The organism is Pseudomonas sp. Pseusp11 (assembly GCF_047304405.1).
GTDB lineage: Bacteria > Pseudomonadota > Gammaproteobacteria > Pseudomonadales > Pseudomonadaceae > Aquipseudomonas.
This window is the reverse complement of the sequence record NZ_JBGLZF010000037.1, coordinates 23,269-44,069: the sequence shown is the minus strand read 5'-3', so window position 1 is coordinate 44,069 and position 20,801 is coordinate 23,269. Positions and strand designations below refer to the sequence as shown.

At 61.1% G+C, this 20,801-nt stretch carries 23 protein-coding genes; all 23 read right to left on the bottom strand.

Features of this window, described 5'->3' with window-relative positions:
* Nucleotides 1-25: 25 nt before the first annotated feature.
* The 23 genes from ureC to ACCC96_RS23940 all read right to left on the bottom strand — a co-directional run bounded on the left by ureC (nucleotide 26) and on the right by ACCC96_RS23940 (nucleotide 20,763).
* Nucleotides 26-1,726: an urease subunit alpha gene (ureC, locus tag ACCC96_RS24050; RefSeq protein ID WP_413697098.1), complete on the bottom strand. Its 1,701-nt coding sequence runs from the start codon at nucleotides 1,724-1,726 to the stop codon at nucleotides 26-28.
* Nucleotides 1,727-1,910: 184 nt separating this feature from the next.
* Nucleotides 1,911-2,219: an urease subunit beta gene (locus ACCC96_RS24045; protein WP_019650651.1), complete on the bottom strand. Its 309-nt coding sequence runs from the start codon at nucleotides 2,217-2,219 to the stop codon at nucleotides 1,911-1,913.
* On the bottom strand, nucleotides 2,219-2,752 hold the full coding sequence (locus ACCC96_RS24040) for a GNAT family N-acetyltransferase (RefSeq protein WP_413697097.1): 534 nt from the start codon (nucleotides 2,750-2,752) through the stop codon (nucleotides 2,219-2,221). Before ACCC96_RS24040 ends, ACCC96_RS24045 begins: the two co-directional genes overlap by 1 nt.
* 6 nt (nucleotides 2,753-2,758) lie before the next feature.
* Nucleotides 2,759-3,292 carry a GNAT family N-acetyltransferase gene (locus tag ACCC96_RS24035; RefSeq protein ID WP_258672225.1) on the bottom strand — a complete coding sequence of 178 codons (534 nt, stop codon included), beginning with the start codon at nucleotides 3,290-3,292 and terminating at the stop codon, nucleotides 2,759-2,761.
* Nucleotides 3,293-3,301: 9 nt separating this feature from the next.
* A complete protein-coding gene (ureA, locus tag ACCC96_RS24030) occupies nucleotides 3,302-3,604 on the bottom strand; it encodes an urease subunit gamma (protein WP_007937143.1) in 303 nt (100 codons plus the stop codon).
* A 48-nt stretch (nucleotides 3,605-3,652) separates the two neighbouring features.
* Nucleotides 3,653-4,492: an urease accessory protein UreD gene (locus ACCC96_RS24025; RefSeq protein ID WP_413697096.1), complete on the bottom strand. Its 840-nt coding sequence runs from the start codon at nucleotides 4,490-4,492 to the stop codon at nucleotides 3,653-3,655.
* 31 nt (nucleotides 4,493-4,523) lie between these two features.
* Nucleotides 4,524-5,222 carry an urea ABC transporter ATP-binding subunit UrtE gene (gene urtE / locus ACCC96_RS24020; protein ID WP_413697095.1) on the bottom strand — a complete coding sequence of 233 codons (699 nt, stop codon included), beginning with the start codon at nucleotides 5,220-5,222 and terminating at the stop codon, nucleotides 4,524-4,526.
* 58 nt (nucleotides 5,223-5,280) lie between these two features.
* On the bottom strand, nucleotides 5,281-6,150 hold the full coding sequence (gene urtD, locus ACCC96_RS24015; RefSeq protein ID WP_019582244.1) for an urea ABC transporter ATP-binding protein UrtD: 870 nt from the start codon (nucleotides 6,148-6,150) through the stop codon (nucleotides 5,281-5,283).
* Nucleotides 6,147-7,226, bottom strand: coding sequence for an urea ABC transporter permease subunit UrtC (gene urtC / locus ACCC96_RS24010; protein WP_413697094.1), 1,080 nt, complete (start codon nucleotides 7,224-7,226; stop codon nucleotides 6,147-6,149). Before urtC ends, urtD begins: the two co-directional genes overlap by 4 nt.
* A complete protein-coding gene (gene urtB, locus ACCC96_RS24005) occupies nucleotides 7,226-8,728 on the bottom strand; it encodes an urea ABC transporter permease subunit UrtB (protein WP_413697093.1) in 1,503 nt (500 codons plus the stop codon). The genes urtC and urtB overlap by 1 nt, the downstream gene beginning before the upstream one ends.
* A gap of 190 nt (nucleotides 8,729-8,918) precedes the next feature.
* Complete coding sequence (gene urtA, locus ACCC96_RS24000; protein WP_007937152.1) at nucleotides 8,919-10,184, bottom strand: urea ABC transporter substrate-binding protein; 1,266 nt, start codon at nucleotides 10,182-10,184, stop codon at nucleotides 8,919-8,921.
* Between the two features lie 225 nt (nucleotides 10,185-10,409).
* Entirely contained in the window at nucleotides 10,410-10,709 is a 300-nt protein-coding gene (locus ACCC96_RS23995) for a hypothetical protein (protein WP_019650643.1), read from the bottom strand.
* A gap of 194 nt (nucleotides 10,710-10,903) precedes the next feature.
* Complete coding sequence (locus ACCC96_RS23990; protein WP_019650642.1) at nucleotides 10,904-11,269, bottom strand: DUF6124 family protein; 366 nt, start codon at nucleotides 11,267-11,269, stop codon at nucleotides 10,904-10,906.
* 473 nt (nucleotides 11,270-11,742) lie between these two features.
* A complete protein-coding gene (locus tag ACCC96_RS23985) occupies nucleotides 11,743-12,753 on the bottom strand; it encodes a FecCD family ABC transporter permease (protein WP_413697092.1) in 1,011 nt (336 codons plus the stop codon).
* Nucleotides 12,750-13,697 (bottom strand): ABC transporter substrate-binding protein, encoded by a 948-nt coding sequence (locus tag ACCC96_RS23980; RefSeq protein WP_413697091.1) that lies wholly within the window; start codon nucleotides 13,695-13,697, stop codon nucleotides 12,750-12,752. Before ACCC96_RS23980 ends, ACCC96_RS23985 begins: the two co-directional genes overlap by 4 nt.
* Nucleotides 13,694-14,482 (bottom strand): ABC transporter ATP-binding protein, encoded by a 789-nt coding sequence (locus ACCC96_RS23975; protein WP_413697090.1) that lies wholly within the window; start codon nucleotides 14,480-14,482, stop codon nucleotides 13,694-13,696. Before ACCC96_RS23975 ends, ACCC96_RS23980 begins: the two co-directional genes overlap by 4 nt.
* Nucleotides 14,483-14,707: 225 nt before the next feature.
* Complete coding sequence (locus ACCC96_RS23970) at nucleotides 14,708-16,087, bottom strand: PepSY-associated TM helix domain-containing protein (RefSeq protein ID WP_019650638.1); 1,380 nt, start codon at nucleotides 16,085-16,087, stop codon at nucleotides 14,708-14,710.
* Between the two features lie 150 nt (nucleotides 16,088-16,237).
* Nucleotides 16,238-18,355, bottom strand: a complete 2,118-nt coding sequence (locus tag ACCC96_RS23965; protein ID WP_413697089.1) for a TonB-dependent copper receptor — start codon at nucleotides 18,353-18,355, stop codon at nucleotides 16,238-16,240.
* 225 nt (nucleotides 18,356-18,580) lie between these two features.
* On the bottom strand, nucleotides 18,581-19,036 hold the full coding sequence (locus ACCC96_RS23960; RefSeq protein WP_413697088.1) for a DUF2946 domain-containing protein: 456 nt from the start codon (nucleotides 19,034-19,036) through the stop codon (nucleotides 18,581-18,583).
* Between the two features lie 21 nt (nucleotides 19,037-19,057).
* Nucleotides 19,058-19,537 (bottom strand): copper chaperone PCu(A)C, encoded by a 480-nt coding sequence (locus tag ACCC96_RS23955; RefSeq protein ID WP_413697087.1) that lies wholly within the window; start codon nucleotides 19,535-19,537, stop codon nucleotides 19,058-19,060.
* Nucleotides 19,538-19,585: 48 nt separating this feature from the next.
* Nucleotides 19,586-19,984, bottom strand: a complete 399-nt coding sequence (locus ACCC96_RS23950) for a DUF2946 domain-containing protein (protein WP_413697086.1) — start codon at nucleotides 19,982-19,984, stop codon at nucleotides 19,586-19,588.
* A 115-nt stretch (nucleotides 19,985-20,099) separates the two neighbouring features.
* Nucleotides 20,100-20,423, bottom strand: coding sequence for a DNA-binding protein (locus tag ACCC96_RS23945; protein WP_413697085.1), 324 nt, complete (start codon nucleotides 20,421-20,423; stop codon nucleotides 20,100-20,102).
* A gap of 4 nt (nucleotides 20,424-20,427) precedes the next feature.
* Nucleotides 20,428-20,763, bottom strand: a complete 336-nt coding sequence (locus ACCC96_RS23940) for a type II toxin-antitoxin system RelE/ParE family toxin (protein WP_052965863.1) — start codon at nucleotides 20,761-20,763, stop codon at nucleotides 20,428-20,430.
* Nucleotides 20,764-20,801 lie beyond the last annotated feature (38 nt).

The following is a 20,801-nucleotide window of genomic DNA, read 5'->3' as shown; positions in this document are numbered from 1 at the left end:
CGCCGGGTTTATGCCTGACCGAATCTCAAAACAGGAAGTAACGCTGAGCCATCGGCAACACATCCGCTGGCTCGCACCAGAGCAAGACACCGTCGGCCTTGACCTGATAAGTCTGCGGGTCAACGTCAATGTTCGGCAGATAATCGTTGTGAATCAAATCGGTTTTCTGCACATCGCGGCAGCCTTTGACCACGGCGATTTTCTTCTTCAGGCCCAGGGCTTCAGGCAAACCGGCTTCCTGTGCCGCCTGGCTGATAAAGGTCAGGCTGGTGGCGTGCAGTGAGCCGCCGTAGCTGGCGAACATCGGGCGGTAGTGCACCGGTTGCGGCGTCGGGATCGACGCGTTGGCATCGCCCATCAGGCTAGCCGCAATGGCACCGCCCTTGAGGATCAACGTCGGCTTGACCCCGAAAAATGCCGGGCGCCAGAGCACCAGATCCGCCCACTTGCCGACTTCGATCGAGCCCACTTCATGGCTGATGCCGTGGGTGATCGCCGGGTTGATCGTGTACTTGGCGATGTAGCGTTTGGCGCGGAAGTTGTCGTTGCCTTCACCGTCCTGGGGTAGCGGACCGCGCTGTTTTTTCATTTTGTCAGCGGTCTGCCAGGTGCGCGTGATGACTTCGCCGACGCGACCCATGGCCTGGCTGTCGGAGCTGATCATCGAGAAGGCGCCCAGATCATGGAGGATGTCTTCGGCGGCGATGGTTTCGCGGCGGATGCGGCTTTCGGCGAAAGCCACGTCTTCGGCAATGCTCGGGTCCAGGTGGTGGCAGACCATCAGCATGTCGAGGTGTTCGTCGATGGTGTTGCGGGTGAACGGCCGGGTCGGGTTGGTCGAGCTCGGCAGCACGTTGGCGAAACCGCAGGCCTTGATGATGTCCGGCGCATGACCGCCACCGGCACCTTCGGTGTGGTAGGTGTGGATGGTGCGGCCCTTGAAGGCGGCGAGGGTGGTTTCGACGAAGCCGGACTCGTTGAGGGTGTCGGTGTGAATCGCCACCTGCACATCGTACTGGTCAGCCACGGTCAGGCAATTGTCGATGCTCGCCGGGGTGGTGCCCCAGTCTTCGTGCAGCTTGAGGCCGATGGCGCCGGCCTTGACCTGCTCGATCAAGGGTTCCGGCAGGCTGGCGTTGCCCTTGCCGGTGAGGCCGATGTTCATCGGGAACGCATCGGCGGCCTGGAGCATGCGCGCCAGGTGCCACGGCCCTGAAGTGCAGGTGGTGGCGTTGGTGCCGGTGGCCGGTCCCGTGCCGCCACCGATCATGGTGGTGACGCCGCTCATCAGCGCTTCTTCGATCTGCTGCGGGCAGATAAAGTGGATGTGCGTGTCGATGCCGCCGGCGGTGAGGATCATGCCTTCACCGGCAATCACTTCGGTGCTGGCGCCGACCGCGATGGTGACGTTGGGCTGGATGTCCGGGTTGCCGGCCTTGCCGATGGCCGCGATACGCCCGTCCTTGAGGCCGACGTCGGCTTTGACGATGCCCCAGTGGTCGATGATCAGCGCGTTGGTGATCAGGGTGTCGACGACATCGCGTGCCAGCAGTTGGCTTTGGCCCTGGCCGTCGCGAATGACCTTGCCGCCGCCGAATTTCACCTCTTCGCCGTAGGTGGTGAAGTCCTGTTCCACTTCGATCCACAGTTCGGTGTCGGCCAGGCGGACCTTGTCACCGACGGTGGGGCCGAACATGTCGGCGTAGGCTTGTCTTGAGATTTTCATGCGCTTGCCTTGAAAGTGAAGTGCGGTAGTCCGCGGTCCATTGTGGCGAGGGAGCTTGCTCCCGTTCGGCTGCGCAGCAGTCGTAAAATCTGCCGCTCCGATTATTCAGATAGATCGCACCAGCTGTGTTGCGAGCGCTTCGCACTCGAGCGGGAGCAAGCTCCCTCGCCACAGGGTTTGCGTGTCAGTCGAGGTCGCCCATGATCCTGCCGGCAAACCCGAACACCCGGCGATGCCCGGCCAGGTCCACTAGCTCGACCTCGCGGCTCTGCCCCGGTTCGAAGCGCACCGCGGTGCCGGCGGGGATGTTCAGGCGCATGCCACGGCTGGCGGCGCGGTCGAAGGTCAGCGCGTCGTTGGTTTCGAAGAAGTGATAATGCGAGCCGACCTGGATCGGCCGGTCGCCGCTGTTGGCCACCTTCAGGCTGAGAGTGCGTCGGCCCACGTTAAGCTCGATGTCGCCGGACTGGATCTGGTACTCACCGGGAATCATCACTGGGCTCCTTGGAGAATCTTGTAGTAGAGGGCAGTCGGTTTGTAGCGCCCGTTCGGGTCGCAGGCGTAGTCCGGAATTTCGCCGGCACGGGTGTAACCCAGGGCCTTGTAGAAGTCTTCGGCGGGGGAGCCGGCCTCGGTGTCGAGGTAAAGCATGCCGCGCTTGTGCTGGCGGGCCGTAAGCTCAAGGGCATTCATCAACTGCTGGCCCAGGCCGCGACGACGGGCGTGTTCACGCACCAGCAGTTTCTGCACTTCGGCGCGGTTCAGCCCATTGGCTTTCTGGCACAGGTTCAGTTGCACGCTGGCCTGTACCTGTTCGTCCTTGACCACCACCCACAGCAGCACGTTGCCTTTGTTCAGGTTGTCCTGGACTTCGTCGAAATAGGCTCGGGCCTGAGTGGTGTCCAGGTCCGCCATGAACCCGACGCTGGCGCCATAGCCGACGGCGTCGAGCAGCAGATCAATCAATCCCTGACGATAGTGCGCAAAGCTTTCAACGTTGACGCGTCGCAGTTGGGCGGCGTTCATGGGGCATCACTCCTTGTGGGAACCGGGTGGCATTGCGCCGGGGTCGAGGATCAGTTGCATGAAGGTCAGGTCCAGCCAGCGGCCGAACTTGGTACCCACCTGCGGCATTTGGCCGGTGACGACAAAACCGGCCCGATCGTGCAGCCGGATCGAGGCGCCGTTACCGCTTTCGATGGCGGCGACCATCACGTGTTTGTTGCAGCCTTTGGCGCGCTCGATCAGCGCTGCCATCAGTTGCGGGCCGAGGCCATTGCCACGCTGGTCGTTGCGCACGTACACCGAGTGCTCGACTGTGTGGCGGAACCCGTCGAAGGGCCGCCAGTCACCGAATGAAGCGTAGCCGAGTACGTTGTCGTCGCCGTCGACGATCACCAGAATCGGATAGCCCTGGGCTTGCCGCGCGCTGAACCAGGCCTGGCGGTTGCCCAGGTCTACGGCTTGTTCGTTCCAGATCGCCGTGGTGTTGAGCACGGCATCGTTGTAGATGTCGCGGATCGCCGGCAGATCGGCGTGCAGCGCATCGCGGATGTGGTAAGTCATGGCGCGGCCTCAGGCGATCGGTTGGTGAACGGTGACCAGTTTGGTGCCGTCGGGAAACGTCGCTTCGACCTGGATCTCCGGGATCATTTCCGGGATGCCTTCCATCACTTGTTCGCGGCTGAGCAGGGTGGTGCCGTAGTGCATCAGCTCGGCCACGGTCTGGCCGTCACGCGCGCCTTCGAGCAGCGCCGCGGAAATATAGGCCATGGCCTCCGGGTAATTGAGTTTCACGCCGCGAGCCAAACGCCGCTCGGCCACGAGGCCGGCGGTGAAGATCAGCAGCTTGTCTTTTTCGCGTGGGGTCAGGTCCATCGTAGAAATCCATAATCGGCAGTTAAAAAGTCTTCTGTAGGAGCGTATTCAGGTGGCCCATATTCTGGGCGGGACGGCTTCGCGGCCGAGCAACGCCGGCCGGAGCAATCGCCATAAATCAATCAGCCAGCCCCGTGCCAACAGCGCCTCGCTGGCCAGGCACCGGGCGACCAACAGCCCCGGCAGCTGCGTCAGATCCCCGCGCACCTCATTGGGCAGCGAGCGGCACTTCTCCAGCAATTCACTATCAATTTCTCCGGTCACCAGCAACGTCGCAAACACCGGTTGCCCATCCAGCCCGATCGGCGAGTCCAGCAAACCGTCATCCCCGGCAATGCGCTGGCGTTCGTGCCAGAGCAACTGGCCGTCGCGGCGGATATCCAGGTGGGCCTGGAAGTGCCCGAGGTCGAAGCGCTCGCCACTGGCCGGACGCCCCAGCGCTACCACGTCCCAGTAGAACAACCGGGCATCGCCCTCAAGATCAATGCTCGTGCTGAGTTCAGCCTGAGCGGCGCTGAAGATAATCGTCTCTTGCGGCAGCCACTCCAACGTAGCACCGGCGGCAACGCGCAAGTCGAGTTTCTGATAAGCCGGCCCGGCCGCGCGATACCACTTGGCGGCGCCGGGGCTGGTGATTTGCGCCCAGGCGTGCGTGCCGACGCTGGCCGATATATCCAGCCGATCACCGCCGGCAATCCCCCCCGGCGGGTGGACGATGATGTGCTGACACACCTCGGGGCCTTCGGCATACAAGTGCTTCTGCACCCGCAGCGGGCCTTGATGACGGCGCTGCACCGGGCGGGTGCTGGCGCCGAAACGGGCGTAGCCCAGCTCCAGCTCGGCATGCCAGCTCGGGGTAAACAGCGCAGTGGGGAGAGGTAAATTCATATCGTCTAATTTATCGTCAGAAGGCTGCAGGTTAGATCGTAACCAGTCCACGCACACCTTCGGCTTCCATATTTTCGCCACGACCCTGCTGCACGATCTCGCCCCGGGACATCACCAGGTATTGATCGGCCAGCTCGACGGCGAAATCGTAGAACTGCTCCACCAGCAAAATCGCCATGTCGCCACGGGCCGCGAGCTTTTTGATCACTGCGCCGATTTCCTTGATCACCGACGGCTGGATGCCTTCGGTGGGCTCATCGAGAATCAGCAGCCGTGGACGACTGGCCAGTGCCCTGCCGATCGCCAGTTGCTGTTGCTGACCGCCGGACAAGTCACCGCCACGCCGTTGCTTCATTTGCAGCAGCACCGGGAACAGCTCGTAGATGAACGCCGGGACCTCTTTGGCTTCGGAACCCGGAAACCGCGACAGGCCCATCAGCAGGTTTTCTTCCACGGTCAGCCGGCCGAAAATTTCCCGGCCCTGAGGCACGTAAGCGATGCCGGCATGCACCCGTTGGTGCGGCTTGAACGCAGTGATCGGTTTGCCTTCCCAGTTCACCGCGCCTTCTTTGGCCGGCAGCAAACCCATCAGGCATTTGAGCAAGGTGGTCTTGCCCACGCCGTTACGCCCGAGCAGGCAGGTGACTTCGCCGACCTTCACCTCAAACGTCAGGCCCCGCAGGATGTGGCTACCGCCGTAGTACTGGTGCAGCTTGTCGACTTGCAGCATCTTCAAAATTCCCCCTGTGATCGTTCCCACGCAGAGCGCGGAATCGATCAATTGCTCATCAGCGGCCGAGGTAGACCTCGATCACCCGCTCATTGTCCTGCACCTGCTCCAGCGACCCTTCGGCCAGCACGCTGCCCTGGTGCAACACGGTGACGTGGTCGGCGATGGAGCCGACGAAGCCCATGTCGTGTTCCACCACCATCAGCGAATGCTTGCCGGCCAGGCGCTTGAACAGCTCGGCGGTGAATTCGGTTTCGGCGTCGGTCATGCCCGCCACCGGCTCGTCGAGTAGCAGCAGTTGCGGGTCTTGCATCAGCAGCATGCCGATTTCCAGAAACTGCTTCTGCCCGTGGGACAACAAACCCGCTGGGCGATTGACCGAGGCGGTCAGGCGAATCGTCTCCAGCACCTCGCTGATGCGATCCCTTTGTTCGCCGCTCAGGCGAGCCCGCAAGCTGGCCCACACCGACTTGTCGGTTTTCTGCGCCAGCTCCAGGTTTTCGAACACGCTCAGGGCTTCGAACACGGTTGGCTTCTGGAACTTGCGACCGATACCGGCCTGGGCGATTTGCACTTCGCTCATCTGCGTCAGGTCCAGGGTTTCACCGAACCAGGCCTTGCCGTGACTGGGGCGGGTCTTGCCGGTGATCACGTCCATCAGCGTGGTTTTGCCCGCGCCGTTGGGGCCGATGATGCAGCGCAATTCGCCGACGCCGATGTACAGGTTCAGATTGTTGAGTGCCTTGAAACCATCGAAGCTGACGCTGATGTCTTCCAGGGTCAGGATGGTGCCGTGGCGCGTATTCAGGCCGGGGCCGACGCGTTGGCCGAGGCCGATGGCATCGCGGCTGCTGCCGGCGTCCTTGTTGGGCTGCGGTGGGAAAAAGGCCGGTTCGAGCATGAATTCCGCAGTCGCTGTGATTCTCATGATTCACCCCTTTTCTTCAGCAGACCGATCACACCCTTAGGCAGATACAACGTCACGACGATGAACAGCGCGCCGAGGAAGAACAGCCAGTATTCCGGAAACGCCACGGTGAACCAGCTCTTCATCCCGTTGACCACACCGGCACCCAGCAGCGGGCCGATCAGCGTGCCGCGCCCCCCCAGGGCAACCCAGACAGCCGCTTCGATCGAGTTGGTCGGCGACATTTCGCTCGGGTTGATGATCCCGACTTGCGGCACATACAGCGCCCCCGCCAGGCCACACAACACCGCACTCAACACCCAGACAAACAGCTTGAAGCCGCGCGGGTCGTAGCCGCAAAACATCAGGCGGTTCTCGGCATCGCGCAACGCGGTCAACACCCGGCCGAACTTGCTTTGCGCCAGCCGCCAGCCGATGAACAGGCTCGCCACCAGCAGCAGTACCGTGGCGAAAAACAACACCGCGCGAGTCCCCGGCTCGGTGATGCCAAACCCGAGAATGCTGCGGAAGTTGGTGAAGCCGTTGTTGCCGCCAAACCCGGTTTCGTTGCGGAAAAACAGCAGCATCCCGGCGAAGGTCAGGGCCTGGGTCATGATCGAGAAATACACGCCCTTGATCCGCGAGCGGAAGGCGAAGAAACCGAACACCAGCGCCAGCAATCCCGGCGCTAATACCACCAGGCACATGGCCCAGAGGAAGCTGCTGGTGCCGGTCCAGTACCACGGCAATTCGGTCCACGACAGGAACGTCATGAACGCCGGCAAGCCGTCACCCGAGGCTTGGCGCATCAGGTACATGCCCATCGCATAACCGCCGAGGGCGAAGAACAGACCGTGACCGAGGGACAGGAGGCCGGCGTAACCCCAGACCAGATCGAGGGCGAGGGCGACGATGGCGTAGCAAAGGATTTTGCCCATCAGCGTCAGCGTGTAGGCCGAGACATGAAACGCACTGTCCGGCGACAACAACGACAGCAGCGGCAACGCCAGCAACAATACGAGGATCACCGCGCCGACGGCGATGGTGACTTTCGGGCCGGCCTTTTGTGTAGCCGTGAGCATCAGAGGTTGATTCATCAGTCGATCACCCGTCCTTTCAGTGCGAAGAGGCCTTGCGGACGTTTCTGGATGAACAGAATGATCAGCGCGAGGATCAGGATCTTGCCGAGTACCGCACCGATCTGCGGTTCGAGAATCTTGTTGGCGATGCCCAGGCCGAATGCGGCCAACACGCTGCCGGCCAATTGACCGACACCGCCGAGCACCACCACCAGGAACGAATCGATGATGTAGCTCTGGCCGAGGTCAGGGCCGACGTTGCCGATCTGGCTGAGCGCCACGCCACCGAGCCCGGCGATGCCCGAGCCTAAGCCGAAGGCGAGCATGTCCACGCGCCCGGTGGGTACGCCGCAGCAGGCGGCCATGTTGCGGTTCTGGGTGACGGCGCGCACGTTCAAGCCAAGGCGCGTCTTGTTCAACAGCAGCCAGGTCAGCACCACCACAAACAAGGCAAACGCGATGATCACGATACGGTTGTACGGCAGCACCAGATTGGGCAGCACCTGAATCCCGCCCGACAACCACGCCGGGTTGGCCACTTCGACGTTCTGCGCGCCGAACACCAGCCGCACCAACTGGATCAGCATCAGGCTGATGCCCCACGTCGCGAGCAGGGTTTCCAGCGGGCGGCCGTAGAGGTGGCGAATCACCGTGCGCTCCAGCGCCATGCCGATGGCGGCGGTGACGAAAAACGCCACCGGCAGCGCAATCAGCGGATAGAACTCGATGGCCTGCGGGGCGAAACGCTGGAACATCAACTGCACCACGTACGTCGAGTAAGCGCCGAGCATCAACATCTCGCCGTGGGCCATGTTGATCACCCCGAGCAGGCCGAAGGTGATCGCCAACCCGAGGGCCGCCAACAGCAGAATCGAACCCAGGGACATACCGCTGAAAGCCTGGCCGAGCATTTCGCCGATCAGCAGTTTGCGTTTGACCTGGGCCAGGCTGGTTTCGGCGGCGGTGTGTACGCTGGCGTCGGCTTCGACGCCGGGTTCGAGCAAGCCTTCGAGGCGGGTGCGAGCCAGCGGGTCGCCGGTTTCGCCGAGCAAACGCACGGCGGCGAGGCGCACGGTCGGGTCACTGTCGACCAGTTGCAGATTGGCCAACGCCAGGCTCAGGGCGGCGTGAACGCTTTCGTCTTGTTCGCTGGTCAACTGTTGGTCGAGGAATTTCAGCTGCGCCGGTTTGGCGCTTTTCTGCAATTGCTGCGCGGCGGCCAGACGGATTTTGGCGTCGGCGGCGAGCAATTGGTGGCTGGCCAAAGCGGTGTCGATCAGACCCCGCAGGCGATTGTTCAGGCGCAGGGTTTTCGGTTGGCCATCGATGGTCAGCTCGCCTTGTTGCAGGGCGTTGATCAGTTCGATACGGGCCGGATCGGGCTGCGCGGCCCAGGTTTCCAGAAGCTTGGCTTGCTGCACGGGATTGGCCGCGACGAAGTCTTCGGCGTCGCCGGCGTGGGAGACCATCGGCAGTAACAGTGCGATGGCAAGGATCAAGCGGTAAAAGGCAGTGGGCATGTCAGTGTCCTTGCGCGGACTAAGTGTGGGAGCAAACTTTGTGGCGAGGGAGCTTGCTCCCGCTGGACTACGCAGTAGTCCCGTTTTTTGGGGCCGCTTCGCAGCCCAATGGGGGCAAGCCCCCTCACCACAAAGCCCGCTCACACAGGAGTGGTGTCGGGCCCGAGCTCCATGCTCAGGCCCCAGTGGCTTAATTGCTCTTCACTGCATACTCCGGCTTCTTGTCGTTACCCGGGATGAACGGGCTCCACGGTTGGGCGCGGATCGGCCCTTCGGTCTGCCACACCACGTTGAACTGACCGTCGGCCTGAATCTCGCCGATCATCACTGGCTTGTGCAGGTGGTGGTTGGTCTTGTCCATGGTCAGGGTGTAGCCGGACGGTGCGGCAAAAGTCTGGCCGGCCAGGGCTTCGCGGACCTTGTCGACGTCGGTGGATTTGGCTTTCTCGGCGGCTTGCGCCCACATGTGGATGCCAACGTAAGTGGCTTCCATCGGATCGTTGGTCACCGCTTTGTCGGCGCCCGGCAGGTTGTGTTTCTTGGCGTAGGCTTTCCAGTCATCGACGAACTTCTTGTTCACCGGGTTCTCCACCGACTCAAAGTAGTTCCACGCCGCGAGGTTGCCCACCAGCGGTTTGGTGTCGATGCCGCGCAGTTCTTCTTCACCCACGGAGAACGCCACGACCGGTACGTCGGTGGCTTTCAGGCCCTGGTTGGCCAGCTCTTTATAGAACGGCACGTTGGAGTCGCCGTTGACGGTGGAGATGACCGCCGTCTTGCCACCGGCAGAGAATTTTTTGATGCTGGCCACGATAGTTTGATAGTCGCTGTGGCCGAACGGGGTGTAGACCTCTTCGATGTCCTTGTCCGCCACACCTTTGGAGTGCAGGAACGAGCGCAGGATCTTGTTGGTGGTGCGCGGGTAGACGTAGTCGGTGCCGAGCAGGAAGTAGCGCTTGGCGCTGCCGCCTTCTTCGCTCATCAGGTATTCCACTGCCGGGATCGCCTGTTGGTTGGGCGCCGCGCCGGTGTAGAACACGTTCGGCGACATCTCTTCGCCTTCGTATTGCACCGGGTAGAACAGCAAGCCGTTGAGCTCTTCGAACACCGGCAGCACCGATTTACGCGACACCGAGGTCCAGCAACCGAACACCACCGCCACCTTGTCCTGGGTCAGCAACTGCCGGCCCTTTTCGGCGAACAGCGGCCAGTTCGATGCCGGGTCCACGACCACAGGTTCAAGCATCTTGCCGTTCACGCCACCCTTGGCGTTGATTTCGTCGATGGTCATCAACGCCATGTCTTTGAGCGAAGTTTCAGAGATCGCCATGGTCCCGGACAACGAATGCAGAATACCGACCTTGATGGTCTCGGCGGCCTGGACAGTCCAGGTCATGCCCATCGCGGCAATGCTGGCCGTGAGTGTGAAAGCCTTGATCAAACTGCGACGCTTCATTGTGCGATCTCCATGAACGTTAAAGTTTTTTATGGTTGGCAGATGCGGACGACTGAAGGCTGTTTTGCAAGGGCTGTGCCCGGTCGGGGACGGGCAAGGAAATGTCGTGTTAGAGCGGTTGCGCGGGGATTGAACGCACCAGGAGAGGACGAGCGGCGGTGCGTGGTGCGCGGACGTGCTTCATTGTGGTGCTGCCGCGTGACGGCAGCGGTGATGCAAAGTTTGTCAGTTCACGCCTGGGTAGGAGTCCACATACTTGATGGTGAAGTCAGGGTAGGAGTCAACGATTTGAATCTTGTAATCGGGGTAGCTATCGACAATTTTCCATTTGCCGACAGAGTCGGGGTAGCTATCGACTTTTTTTACTTTCAGATCGGGCCAGCCGTTGTCAATCTTGACCTTGTAGTCTGGGTAAGAGTCGACGAACTGGATGTTGCCGTAAATCTTTGAGACATCGACCTTGGTATCGGCCAGCACCGAGCTGGAGCCGAACACAAGCAGCGACAGGAAAACAGTTTTCAACATGAGGCTCATCCTGAGAATAGTCAGGCGTGCATTTTAAGGGTCGATGAACCAACAATGAAATGGCTACTCCCGCCACCCCCTGCGATCGCTCACTAAGCTTTCGCAGGGGGCTCACCGGGAGCGAGCCTGCTCGCGATGCGATGTGTCAGTCACCAATGATGCTGAAGGTGCTGCCTCCATCGCGAGCAGGGGGACTACGCCGGGTCGACGTTATCCAATGCCCGGTTCACCGCCAGTTCCGCCAGCATGATGCTCTGTTGAATCGCCAGCGCCGTGTAGCGCTGCGGGCCGGTCAGGTCGTTGGCGAAGTCGCTGGTCAGGACGCTCGCTGTGGCTAACGATTCACAGGCGTGGGCCAGCAGGCTTTCGGTATCCATATTCGGGGCGACGATGAACATGGTGCTGGGGCGACGGGGTTTTTCGGTGTAGGGCGCCGGGGGATCGAGGTAATAGTCGAGGGCGCGTTTTATGGCTTCGCGATCCTTGAGTAATTCTTCGTTGCGCGAGGCTTCGGCGTTGGTGGTGGTGTTGAAGGGTGGGTCGGGAATTAATTTGTCCATTGAAAAATTTCTCCAGCGTTGGAGCCTCCACTTGCCGCTTCTCACACGGGAAGAGGTGGCAGCTATGTGCGAGGTGAGAAGACCGGTTATGGACACCCGGCCGGACCGAAGTCCGCCCGCACACAGCCGCCATAACACATTTGCAGGCAGCTAATAAGCTGGCGGCGATTATGCGTGTACAGACACTGGATGACCATAAGTTGCCGGGCTTCTCACACCCGATCGCTGAGTTGTCAGCGACAGCCAGAGACTAGAGAGCCCGCTTCCGACGGACAACCTGAAAGATGCGTGGGAAAGGTCTGGTATTTTGGTATTCACATAAACACGCAAAAACAAACGCAGAATTGCAATCCACTGTAGGAGCTGCCGAAGGCTGCGATCTTTTGATCTTGATTTTTTAAGATCAAAAGATCGCAGCCTCGTTTCACTCGGCAGCTCCTACAGGGGGCTGTGTACATTCGATATGGAAGAGGTCAGCGCCGGCGCATCAGGCCGATGAAGAACAGCCCGCCAATCGCAGCGGTGGCGACGCCGATGGGCAGGTCTTCCGGGGCGATCAACGTTCGTGCGGCCACGTCGACCCAGACAAGGAACAGGCTGCCCAACAACACGCACGCCGGCAGTAACCGCCGATGCTCGGCACCCACCAATCGCCGCGCAATGTGCGGCACCATCAGCCCGACAAAACCAATCGAGCCGCTGATCGACACCAGCACCCCGGTCATCAGCGAGGCAATCAAAAACACCCGCAGGCGTACGGTGCGGGCATTCAGGCCCAGGGTCACGGCGGTCTGTTCGCCGGCCATCAACGCGTTCAACGGCCGGGCCATGCCCAGCAGCAACACCAACCCGAGCAACACACTCGCGGCGGGCACGGCAAGCAATTCCCAACGCGCCAGCCCGAGGCCACCGAGCATCCAGAACATCACCGCCGAACTGGCGCGATGGTCGCCCAGAAACAGCAGCAGGTTGGCGATCGCCATCATCACGAACGACACCGCGACACCGCACAGCAGCAGCCGATCACTGTCCAGCCGCCCATTGCGATTGGCGATCATCAGCACAGTCAACATGCTCAACAATGCGCCGATAAACGCCGCAATCGGCAAGGTCAGCAGGCCGACGATTTCACCGACATGCAGCACCACGATCACCGCGCCGAGGGTGGCCCCAGAGGTCACGCCCAACAAGTGCGGGTCGGCCAGCGGATTGCGTGTCACCGCTTGCAACACCGCGCCGATCAACGCCAGGCCGGCGCCCACCAGCGCGCCGAGCAACATGCGTGGCACGCGGATCAGCCAGACTATGTGCTCCTGGCCTGCGGTCCAACTCTGCTCGCCAAGACCGAAGGCCTTGTGCAGCAGAATCCGCCACACCACGTCCACCGGCACCCGCGCCGGGCCGAAGCCCAGCGACACCACACACGACATCAGCAACAGCACGCCGAGGCCGATCAGCAACAAGGCATAACGACGGTCGATCATTCGCCGTGGAAACCCTTGGCCAGGGTTTCGACCGCCAGCACGTTGTCGATCCCCGGGGTGGCCTGTACGTAAGGAATGACGATGAAGCGCTGGTTCTTGATCGCGTCCACCGATTGCAGGGCCTGGTTGTTCAGCAAAAACTGCTCCTTCTGTTCAGCGGTGACTTCGCCGTAATCGACGATCACGATCACCTGCGGATTACGCTCGACCACGTTCTCCCAGTTGACCCGGGTCCAGCTCGCCTCGACGTCATCGAGAATGTTGCGCCCGCCGGCGGCGTCGATCAGCGCCTGCGGCATGCCCAGGCGCCCGGAGGTCATGGCCCGGTCTTCACCGCTGTCGTAGAGAAATACCCGAGGCTTGTCCGCTGGCAGATCCTGGCGCACCTCGGCGACTTGCGCCTGCATCCGGGCGATCACGGCATTGGCGCGATCCTGCACGTCGAAGATTTTGCCGAGGTTGCGCAGGTCGTTGTAGGTGTCATCCAGGCTGGCCGGTGGGCGCTTCATCACGAACGCGCAGGACTCGGTGAGTTCGTAGACGTTGATGCCCAGCGGTTGCAGGGTTTGCGGCGTGAGGTCACCGCCGACGCGCATGCCGTAATCCCAACCGGCGAAGAAGAAGTCGACGTTGGCGTTGAGCAGGGTTTCCACTGACGGATACTTGGCTGCCAACTCCGGCAAGCCATCGAGAATGGTCTGCATCTGGGGCGTCACCGATTTCCATCCGGTCACGCCGCTGTAACCGGCCATCCTGGGTTTGAGGCCAAGGGCGAGCATCATCTGGGTCATGTTGATGTCGTGGCTCACCGCGTGTTTCGGCGCTTGCTTGAAGGTGACTGCACGGTTGCAACTCTGAACCGTCAGCGGGTATTTCGTGGCCTCGGCGAAGGCATGGGCACTGCCCAGCAACAACGCGACGCAAAGCAGGGAACGCAATGTCATGGTTGGGTTATCCAGGTGATTCGAGGGTAGCCGTGCAAGGGATGGTCATCGATCAGGGCGTCGACGCCGAACACGTTGTGCAAAAGGTGTGTGGTCAGGACTTCTTTGGGGGTGCCACTGGCGACGATGCGACCGTGATGGATCACGTACAGCCGATCGCAGAAGGCCGCCGCCAGATTGAGGTCGTGGATGCTCGCCAATGTGCCGATCTGCAGGCGTTTGACCAGTTGCAGCAGTTCCAGTTGATAGCGCGGGTCGAGGTGGTTGGTCGGCTCATCGAGGATCAGCAATTGCGGTTGCTGGGCCAGGGCGCGGGCGAGGATCACGCGCTGCTTTTCGCCGCCGGACAGGGTGGCGAAGGCGTGGTCTTCGAAGCCCTTGAGGCCGACCGATTCGAGGGCTTGGGTCGCGAGCTTTCGGTCTTCGAGAGTGTCGCCATCGAACAGACCTTTGTGCGGTGTGCGGCCCATGGCGACCACTTCATCGACGGTCAGACCGAAGGCGTCGGGAAATTCCTGCAACACCACCGCGATGCGTTGCGCGCACCAGCGTGAGGATTGCTTCCAGACGTTGTGATGGTCGAGTTTTACCTCACCGCTCTCGGGTTTGCTGAAGCGATAGGCGCACCGCAGCAGGCTGGTCTTGCCGCTGCCGTTGGGGCCGATCAACCCGACGAACTCACCGGCAGCCACGTGCAAGGAGGCGTCACGCAGCTGGAACTGGTGATGGCAGTGGCCGTGGCCCAGGGGTGTCCAGGCGAGGTTGGTGATGTTCAGCGAAGTCATTTCATTCCTGATGATCGTTCAAGCCAGCACACAACCTGTGGCGAGGGAGCTTGCTCCCGCTCGGCTGCGCAGCAGTCGTAAAACCCTAAAACGCGGTATACCCTCAGAAACCGCGGCGTCAGGTTTGGGGTCGCTGCGCAACCCAGCGGGAGCAAGCTCCCTCGCCACAAAAGCTTGGCGGGCCCGCATTGTATTGGCTTTACGCGTACGCGTATCTCGCCTGTTTCATGATGAAGGTGAGGTGGATTCAATTTGCCGGCCCAGGCGTGACAGCAGCCCCCAATCCAATAGCCACACGACAACCAGCGAAGCCCCCACCAACGGAAACATTACCGCCAGGGCGAACATGATGACCATTGCGGTTTTCCATTTCGGCAGGTCGTGACGCAACGGTGGCACACCGAACTTGCCCTGTGGCCGACGCTTCCACCAGATCACCACGCCGCTGACGGCGCTGAGCAAAATCATCAGGCAGATCAGCAGCACGATGATCTGATTGAACGGGCCGAACATCTTGCCTTCGTGCAGCATCACGCCGACCTCCGTGGCGCGGGCGACGTTGCTGTAATGCTGCCAGCGCACGTCGGCGAGAACGTCGCCGGTGTATTGGTCGACATGCAGGGTGGCGTCGTTGCGCGGGTCATCGGCGAACACCGCGATGGTGAACACGCCGGTGGCGGTGGTGGGGAAGGTGATGCTGTAGCCGGGCTCGACCTTGCGCTGCACGGCGATGTTTTGCACGTCTTGCAGGCTGATGGTCGGCGCTGCCGGGCCGGTCTGGGTGTTGGCGTGAGCCATGTGTTCGGCGTGGTCGCCGGACATTGGCATCGGCGTATTTTCCATGGCCCACGGCACGGTCTGGCGCGTGGCGCTGTTGAGGCTGCGGGCCTCGACGTCGGACTTGGGCACGTCATTCCACATGGCGACCGGAAAGCGGTTCCAGAGGTCGGCGTATTGCTTGCCCCAGAAGCCGGTCCAGGTCATGCCGCTGAGCAGCATCACCAGCAAAAACGCCGCGCCCCAGAAGCCAGTCACTGCGTGCAAGTCACGCCACAGCACACGTCCGCGACGACTGAGGCGCGGCCACAGCACGCCGGCGTACTGACCGCGTGGCCACCACAAAAACACCCCGGAGACCACCAACACCACGCCCCAACCGGCGGCCAGTTCCACCAGTCGATCACCGACGGTGCCGATCATCAACTCGCCGTGAATCGAGCGTGCGAGCGCCTGCAGATTGTTCTTCGCATCCTGCTCGCCGAGGATGTCGCCGTGGTACGGATCGATGAACACGTTCAGCTCATGGCCTTCATTGATCACCACAAATTGCGCGCTGCGTTCAGCGTTGACCGGCGGCAGGTATTGTTTGATCCGGGCTTGTGGATACGCCTCTTTCACCCGTTTGAGCAGGTCGTCGGCGGCCACGGTGTGATGACCGGCCGGGATGTTCATCAGGCTGCCGTACATCAATGGATCGAGTTGCGGTTTGAACAGGTAGACGATGCCGGTCAGGGCCAGCATCACCATGAACGGCGCGACGAACAGGCCGGCGTAGAAATGCCAACGCCAGGCCAGGTTGTAGAAATTCGGTTTGGGCTGTTTCATCGGGTGTGCTCCGCGTGGCGATTCAATTGTTTTTGTTAAAAGATCGCAGCCTTCGGCAGCTCCTACATGGGCCGAGGATGCCGCCGCAATTGCGGGTGTACACACATCCCGTAGGAGCTGCCGGAGGCTGCGATCTTTTGATTTTTCTTGTTAGAAACTCATGTCCACCTTGGTCCAGAGCGTGCGCCCCGGTTCGTTGATGGCTTGCGGATCATTGGCCGGGAAGCCGAAACCGGCGTTGCCGGCCAGGTTCAGGTGTTCGGCGTAGGCCTTGCCGAACAAGTTGTCGACGCCGCTGCTGACCTTCCAGTTCTTGTTGATCCGGTACGCGCCGTTGAGCGAGAACACGCCGAACCCCGAGCTTTTGTCGAAGTCTTTGCCGACCACGTTGCCCTTGTTCCGGTCGATGCGGTTTTGCGCCGCGACCACCCGCCACAAGGCGCCGGCGCTCCAGTTGTCTTCGCTGTAGGTCAGGCCGAAACGGGCGTCCAGTGGTGGCATTTGCGGCAGGGCGCTGCCGTCGCTGCTGTTCTTGCCCCAGGCGTAGGCCAGGGTTGCGTCGGCTTTCCAGTTGGGCGTCAGCTTGTAGGCCGCACCGAGTTCGCCGCCCATGATTCGCGCGTCGATGTTCTCGGCTTGCGAGGTCATGCCCATCATCCCCGGCGTGTAGTTGAACAGGATGTAGTCACGCACCTGCCCGACGTAACCCGAGGCCCAGGCTTCGAGGTTTGCGGTCTTGTATTGCAGGCCGAAGTCGAGCTGGGTGGTTTTCTCCGGCTTGATCGCGTCGAACGCATTTACCGAACCGGCAGGGCCGGATTTGGGTGAAAACAGCTCCCAGTAATCCGGGAAACGCTGGGCATGGCCGAGGCCCGCATACAGCGTGGTCGGGCTGTCGGCCAGGTCATGCTCGTAACGCACGAAACCGCTGGGCAGGGTGTCGGCGCGGGTGTCGTCGGCGGTCGGGTTGGGGCGGGCCATCATCCCGGAGCCGATGGTCTGCCGATAATCCTTGGCCGAAGCGCGGTCCAGTCGTGCGCCGGTGATCACGCGATCACGGTCGGCGGCGTACCAGGTCAGTTCGCTGAACACGCCGTAGTTGTGGAAGTCGGCGTCCTTGGTGCGAGGCAGATCCTTGTAGGTGTCGACGCCCATGGCGCTGCGTTGGCGGTGTTCGTTGGTCTGTGCATCCAGTCCGCTGATCAGCTGCACATCGACCCAGCGCCAGGTGGCTTTGATCCGCGCGCCGAGGGTTCGGCGATCGACATTGGAGGCCATCGGGCCGGCCATCATCCCGGTGCCGGACGGCTTGCGCAGGGTGTAGTTGTCCATCACGTGGTCGGCGTAGTTGTAGTAGACCTGCACCTCGACCTTATCCAGCACTTCACCGATGTTCGACTGCTCGAAGCGCAGGCCGAGGCTTTCGCGCAAGAACTGTGAACCGTCCATGCCGCGCCCGGCGTAACGGGCTTCGCCGTCGCCCTTGCCGGCAGTCAATTCCAGCAGGGTGTCGGCGTTCGGCGTCCAGCCGACAGCAACATCGCCGTTCCACTTGTCGTAGCGCGAGGGCACGGTGTCGTTGTTGCCGTCCTTGTAGTCATCGGAATGCGCGGTGTTGCCGATCACGCGCACGTAACCCAGCGGCCCGCCAGCGGCGGCGTCCAGCACTTTGTCGAAGCGACCGTTGGAGCCGGCCAATACGCTGGCATTCACCCGGGTGCCAAGTTCGCCGAAGCTTTCCGGCTCTCGGTCGAACAGGATGGTGCCGGCCGATGCGCCGGGGCCCCAGAACACGGTTTGCGGGCCTTTGATCACGGTGAGTTTGTCGTAGGTTTCCGGTGAGATGTACGAGGTCGGCGCGTCCATCCGGCCGGGGCAGGCGCCGAGCATCATGCTGCCGTTGGTGAGGATATTCAGACGCGAGCCGAACATGCCGCGCAGCACCGGGTCGCCATTGGTGCCGCCGTTGCGCACCAGCGCGAAGCCGGGGATGGTCTTCAGATAATCACCACCATCGCTGGCCGGCACTGGTTGGCGCGGGTCCTTGGGGTTGGTGACGACAGTCAGCGGCGAACTCGGCGCGATGGCAGTGATTACCGTCGGGCTCAGTTCTTCGGTGTGGCCTGCTTGCTCATCGGCCAGCACCATTGGCGTCAGCAACAAGCCGCAAAGTGCGGCGGTGGCTTGCCTGAAACGAACGCGGGATGGGTTCAGGGCAAAAAAAGCCTGGGCAGCGCCCAAACGTGTGTCAGCAGAAAACCTGGACATGACAATTTCCATCGAACAGTCGTAAACGACACGGCCGGCAGCCGACGCAAATTCCTGTAGGAGCGAGCTTTTGTGGCGAGGGAGCTTGCTCCCGCTGGGCTGCGCAGCGGCCCCTTTTGTGAGTGCTGCGCACTCAGGCGGGAGCAAGCTCCCTCGCCACAAAAAAATCGCCCCCACAGGTTGCTTGGGTTGACTTGCGGATCGTGTGGGATCGGAGGTAGGTGTTTACGCGACGATGGGCGGGGCGCGGGTGCGGGCGCCGGGGAAGAAGGTTTGCCGGGCATGGCCCAGGCGGGTGGCGGGTGTGGTGAAGGTGGTTGTCTGTGGACTGTCAAAGGCGACGAAGGATTGACCGCCAGTGAGCGCCGGGCAATTGAACAGCAGGCTGCAATAGCCGCATTTTTCCCACAGCGCGTGATGCTCGGCTGCCGGCCGGCAGTGTTCGGCGGTGGGTTGTGCGTCGTGGTCGGCGTGCTCCATTACCGACATGTCCGAGCCCATGTCCATCGACATGCCTATCGCCATGCTCGAAGCAGGCGCGCGCGAATCCATCGGCATCGACTGAGAAATCAGCGGGCCGATAAAGATCATCAGCATGGCGAACAGGCTGATCCAGCTGCCGCGGGTCAGGCTCATTGGCTGACGGCGGCGCGCGGATGACCTGGCGCTATGCGGGCGCATAGGCGTTTTCAACGGGGGCGATTACTGGGCGTGCATGTGCTCTTGCATGCCGTCCGGTGCCTTTTTCTGCACCGAGACCTCGACCGTTACATCGCCGGATTTCTCGAAGTGCATCGTCAGCGGGAAGCGCTTGCCGTCGCTCAACAGGCTGCGGTCTCTGAGCTCCAGCAGCATCACGTGGTACGCCATCGGGGCGAAGGTGACTTCGCCGCCAGGCGGGATTTCGACGTTGGGCACTTGCTGCATTTTCATCAGATCGTGTTGCATCACATGTTCGTGCAACTCGGCCTTGCCGGATATTGGCGATCCGACGCTGAGCAGCCGATCAGCGGTTTTGCCGCTGTTGTGAATCACGAAATACGCCGCGACGGTGGGCGCGTTGGGCGGCAACTCCTGCGACCACGGATGGGCGATCTCAAGTTCGCCAACCTTGTATTCGTGGGCATTGGCAAAACAGGCAGGCAGCAGCAACACAGCCAGGACGATGAGTTTGTTCAACATGGCAGTTCTCCAGAACGATTCAAAACGCAGGTCAATTGCGAGAAGGAATCACGCCAGAGGGGACGCGCGGGGGTTGAGACTCGGCCATTGCTGGCGCGGTGTCGGTGTGTCGAGCGTGGCGGGCGGCACGCTTCGATTGGCGTCGAAACGCGCGAAATACAACTGCGGCGAATGCCCCGGCAACGCCACCAACGGCGCGGAGCCCGAGCAACACCAGCAATGCTGCATGTTGGAATGATCGTCGTTCTGCGGGGCTTTCTGCTCGATGTCGCCCAGGGAAATCGCCACCAGCTTCGTGCCGCTGGAAGAGCAGAAACTGCCCCACAGCAACTGTTCGGCCGGCGATTTCGCCGTTTGCGCCATCGCTCCGGACATCGGCATGGCGAGCATGTTGAACAGCACTGCAAAGCAGGCGATCCAGGCAAATGCGAGCCGTTGTCGGGACATGGGACAGATCCGTTTGAGTGGGCGATCAGGCGCGGCTATTTAGCCTGATCAGGGGCGATAAGTAAAAAGGCTGCGTGCGGTGTGGTGTCGCAGTAAAACTGCTGCTTCGGATCTGTCAGTGGGCAGGTACTGCATGTACTTGCATGTCTACTCCTAGTGTAGTGCGAATCACCGCGAATATTGCGGCCAGGTTATCCATGCTGGGGTTGCCCTTGGCAGATAACATTCGATGGAGACTTTTGCTGGGTTTTGCCGTTTCCTTTGCCAGTTCTTCGAAGCCGACGGTAGCGTTGACGAGGTCACGCAATATGATCCTGGCCATTTCCGGCTCACCATTGAGAAACAGAGTAGCAGCCTCATCCAGCAATGCCTGCGCGAACTCAGGATCACGCTTGGCGCGTTCGGCAATGGTGTGTTTGTAGCTTCGGGTGAGAGCCATGAAGTTACCTCCGGTTCCGTTCAGCTTTTTTTCGAGTTCGAAATTCGGCTATTAGTGTTTTTGCCTGTTTTATGTCGGTTTTTTGAGTGGACTTATCGCCACCGCCGAACAGGATGATCAGGCGCTTTCCCTCTTGTACCAAATAGATTCTATAGCCAGGTCCCCAATTGATTCGGTATTCACCGAGACCGTCGAACCACTTGATGTTGGAGGTGTTGCCCAATTCCAATCGAACCATAGCGTTGGATACCTTGAGAGCTGCCTGTGGGCTCAAGGTTGAGAACCAACGTCCGAACGGGCTTGTTTCGTTTTCTTGCAAGTATTCTTCGAGTGTGATCACAGGCGGCCTTGAAGGTAACAAATAGGTTACTGTTCATG

Bases quoted from the DNA above. Each gene is read 5' to 3' on its own strand.
- urtE (WP_413697095.1), bottom strand. From the start codon at position 5,222: ATGCTGCAAGTCGACAAGCTGCACCAGTACTACGGCGGTAGCCACATC.
- ACCC96_RS23995 (WP_019650643.1), bottom strand. From the start codon at position 10,709: ATGTTGAAAACTGTTTTCCTGTCGCTGCTTGTGTTCGGCTCCAGCTCG.
- urtC (WP_413697094.1), bottom strand. From the start codon at position 7,226: ATGAATCAACCTCTGATGCTCACGGCTACACAAAAGGCCGGCCCGAAA.
- ACCC96_RS24045 (WP_019650651.1), bottom strand. From the start codon at position 2,219: ATGATTCCCGGTGAGTACCAGATCCAGTCCGGCGACATCGAGCTTAAC.
- ACCC96_RS23975 (WP_413697090.1), bottom strand. From the start codon at position 14,482: ATGACTTCGCTGAACATCACCAACCTCGCCTGGACACCCCTGGGCCAC.
- urtB (WP_413697093.1), bottom strand. From the start codon at position 8,728: ATGCCCACTGCCTTTTACCGCTTGATCCTTGCCATCGCACTGTTACTG.
- ACCC96_RS23945 (WP_413697085.1), bottom strand. From the start codon at position 20,423: ATGGCTCTCACCCGAAGCTACAAACACACCATTGCCGAACGCGCCAAG.
- urtD (WP_019582244.1), bottom strand. From the start codon at position 6,150: ATGAGAATCACAGCGACTGCGGAATTCATGCTCGAACCGGCCTTTTTC.
- ACCC96_RS23960 (WP_413697088.1), bottom strand. From the start codon at position 19,036: ATGCGCCCGCATAGCGCCAGGTCATCCGCGCGCCGCCGTCAGCCAATG.
- urtA (WP_007937152.1), bottom strand. From the start codon at position 10,184: ATGAAGCGTCGCAGTTTGATCAAGGCTTTCACACTCACGGCCAGCATT.
- ACCC96_RS24025 (WP_413697096.1), bottom strand. From the start codon at position 4,492: ATGAATTTACCTCTCCCCACTGCGCTGTTTACCCCGAGCTGGCATGCC.
- ACCC96_RS23950 (WP_413697086.1), bottom strand. From the start codon at position 19,984: ATGTCCCGACAACGGCTCGCATTTGCCTGGATCGCCTGCTTTGCAGTG.
- ACCC96_RS23970 (WP_019650638.1), bottom strand. From the start codon at position 16,087: ATGAAACAGCCCAAACCGAATTTCTACAACCTGGCCTGGCGTTGGCAT.
- ureC (WP_413697098.1), bottom strand. From the start codon at position 1,726: ATGAAAATCTCAAGACAAGCCTACGCCGACATGTTCGGCCCCACCGTC.
- ACCC96_RS23955 (WP_413697087.1), bottom strand. From the start codon at position 19,537: ATGTTGAACAAACTCATCGTCCTGGCTGTGTTGCTGCTGCCTGCCTGT.
- ureA (WP_007937143.1), bottom strand. From the start codon at position 3,604: ATGGACCTGACCCCACGCGAAAAAGACAAGCTGCTGATCTTCACCGCC.
- ACCC96_RS24040 (WP_413697097.1), bottom strand. From the start codon at position 2,752: ATGAACGCCGCCCAACTGCGACGCGTCAACGTTGAAAGCTTTGCGCAC.
- ACCC96_RS24035 (WP_258672225.1), bottom strand. From the start codon at position 3,292: ATGACTTACCACATCCGCGATGCGCTGCACGCCGATCTGCCGGCGATC.
- ACCC96_RS23980 (WP_413697091.1), bottom strand. From the start codon at position 13,697: ATGACATTGCGTTCCCTGCTTTGCGTCGCGTTGTTGCTGGGCAGTGCC.
- ACCC96_RS23965 (WP_413697089.1), bottom strand. From the start codon at position 18,355: ATGTCCAGGTTTTCTGCTGACACACGTTTGGGCGCTGCCCAGGCTTTT.
- ACCC96_RS23990 (WP_019650642.1), bottom strand. From the start codon at position 11,269: ATGGACAAATTAATTCCCGACCCACCCTTCAACACCACCACCAACGCC.
- ACCC96_RS23985 (WP_413697092.1), bottom strand. From the start codon at position 12,753: ATGATCGACCGTCGTTATGCCTTGTTGCTGATCGGCCTCGGCGTGCTG.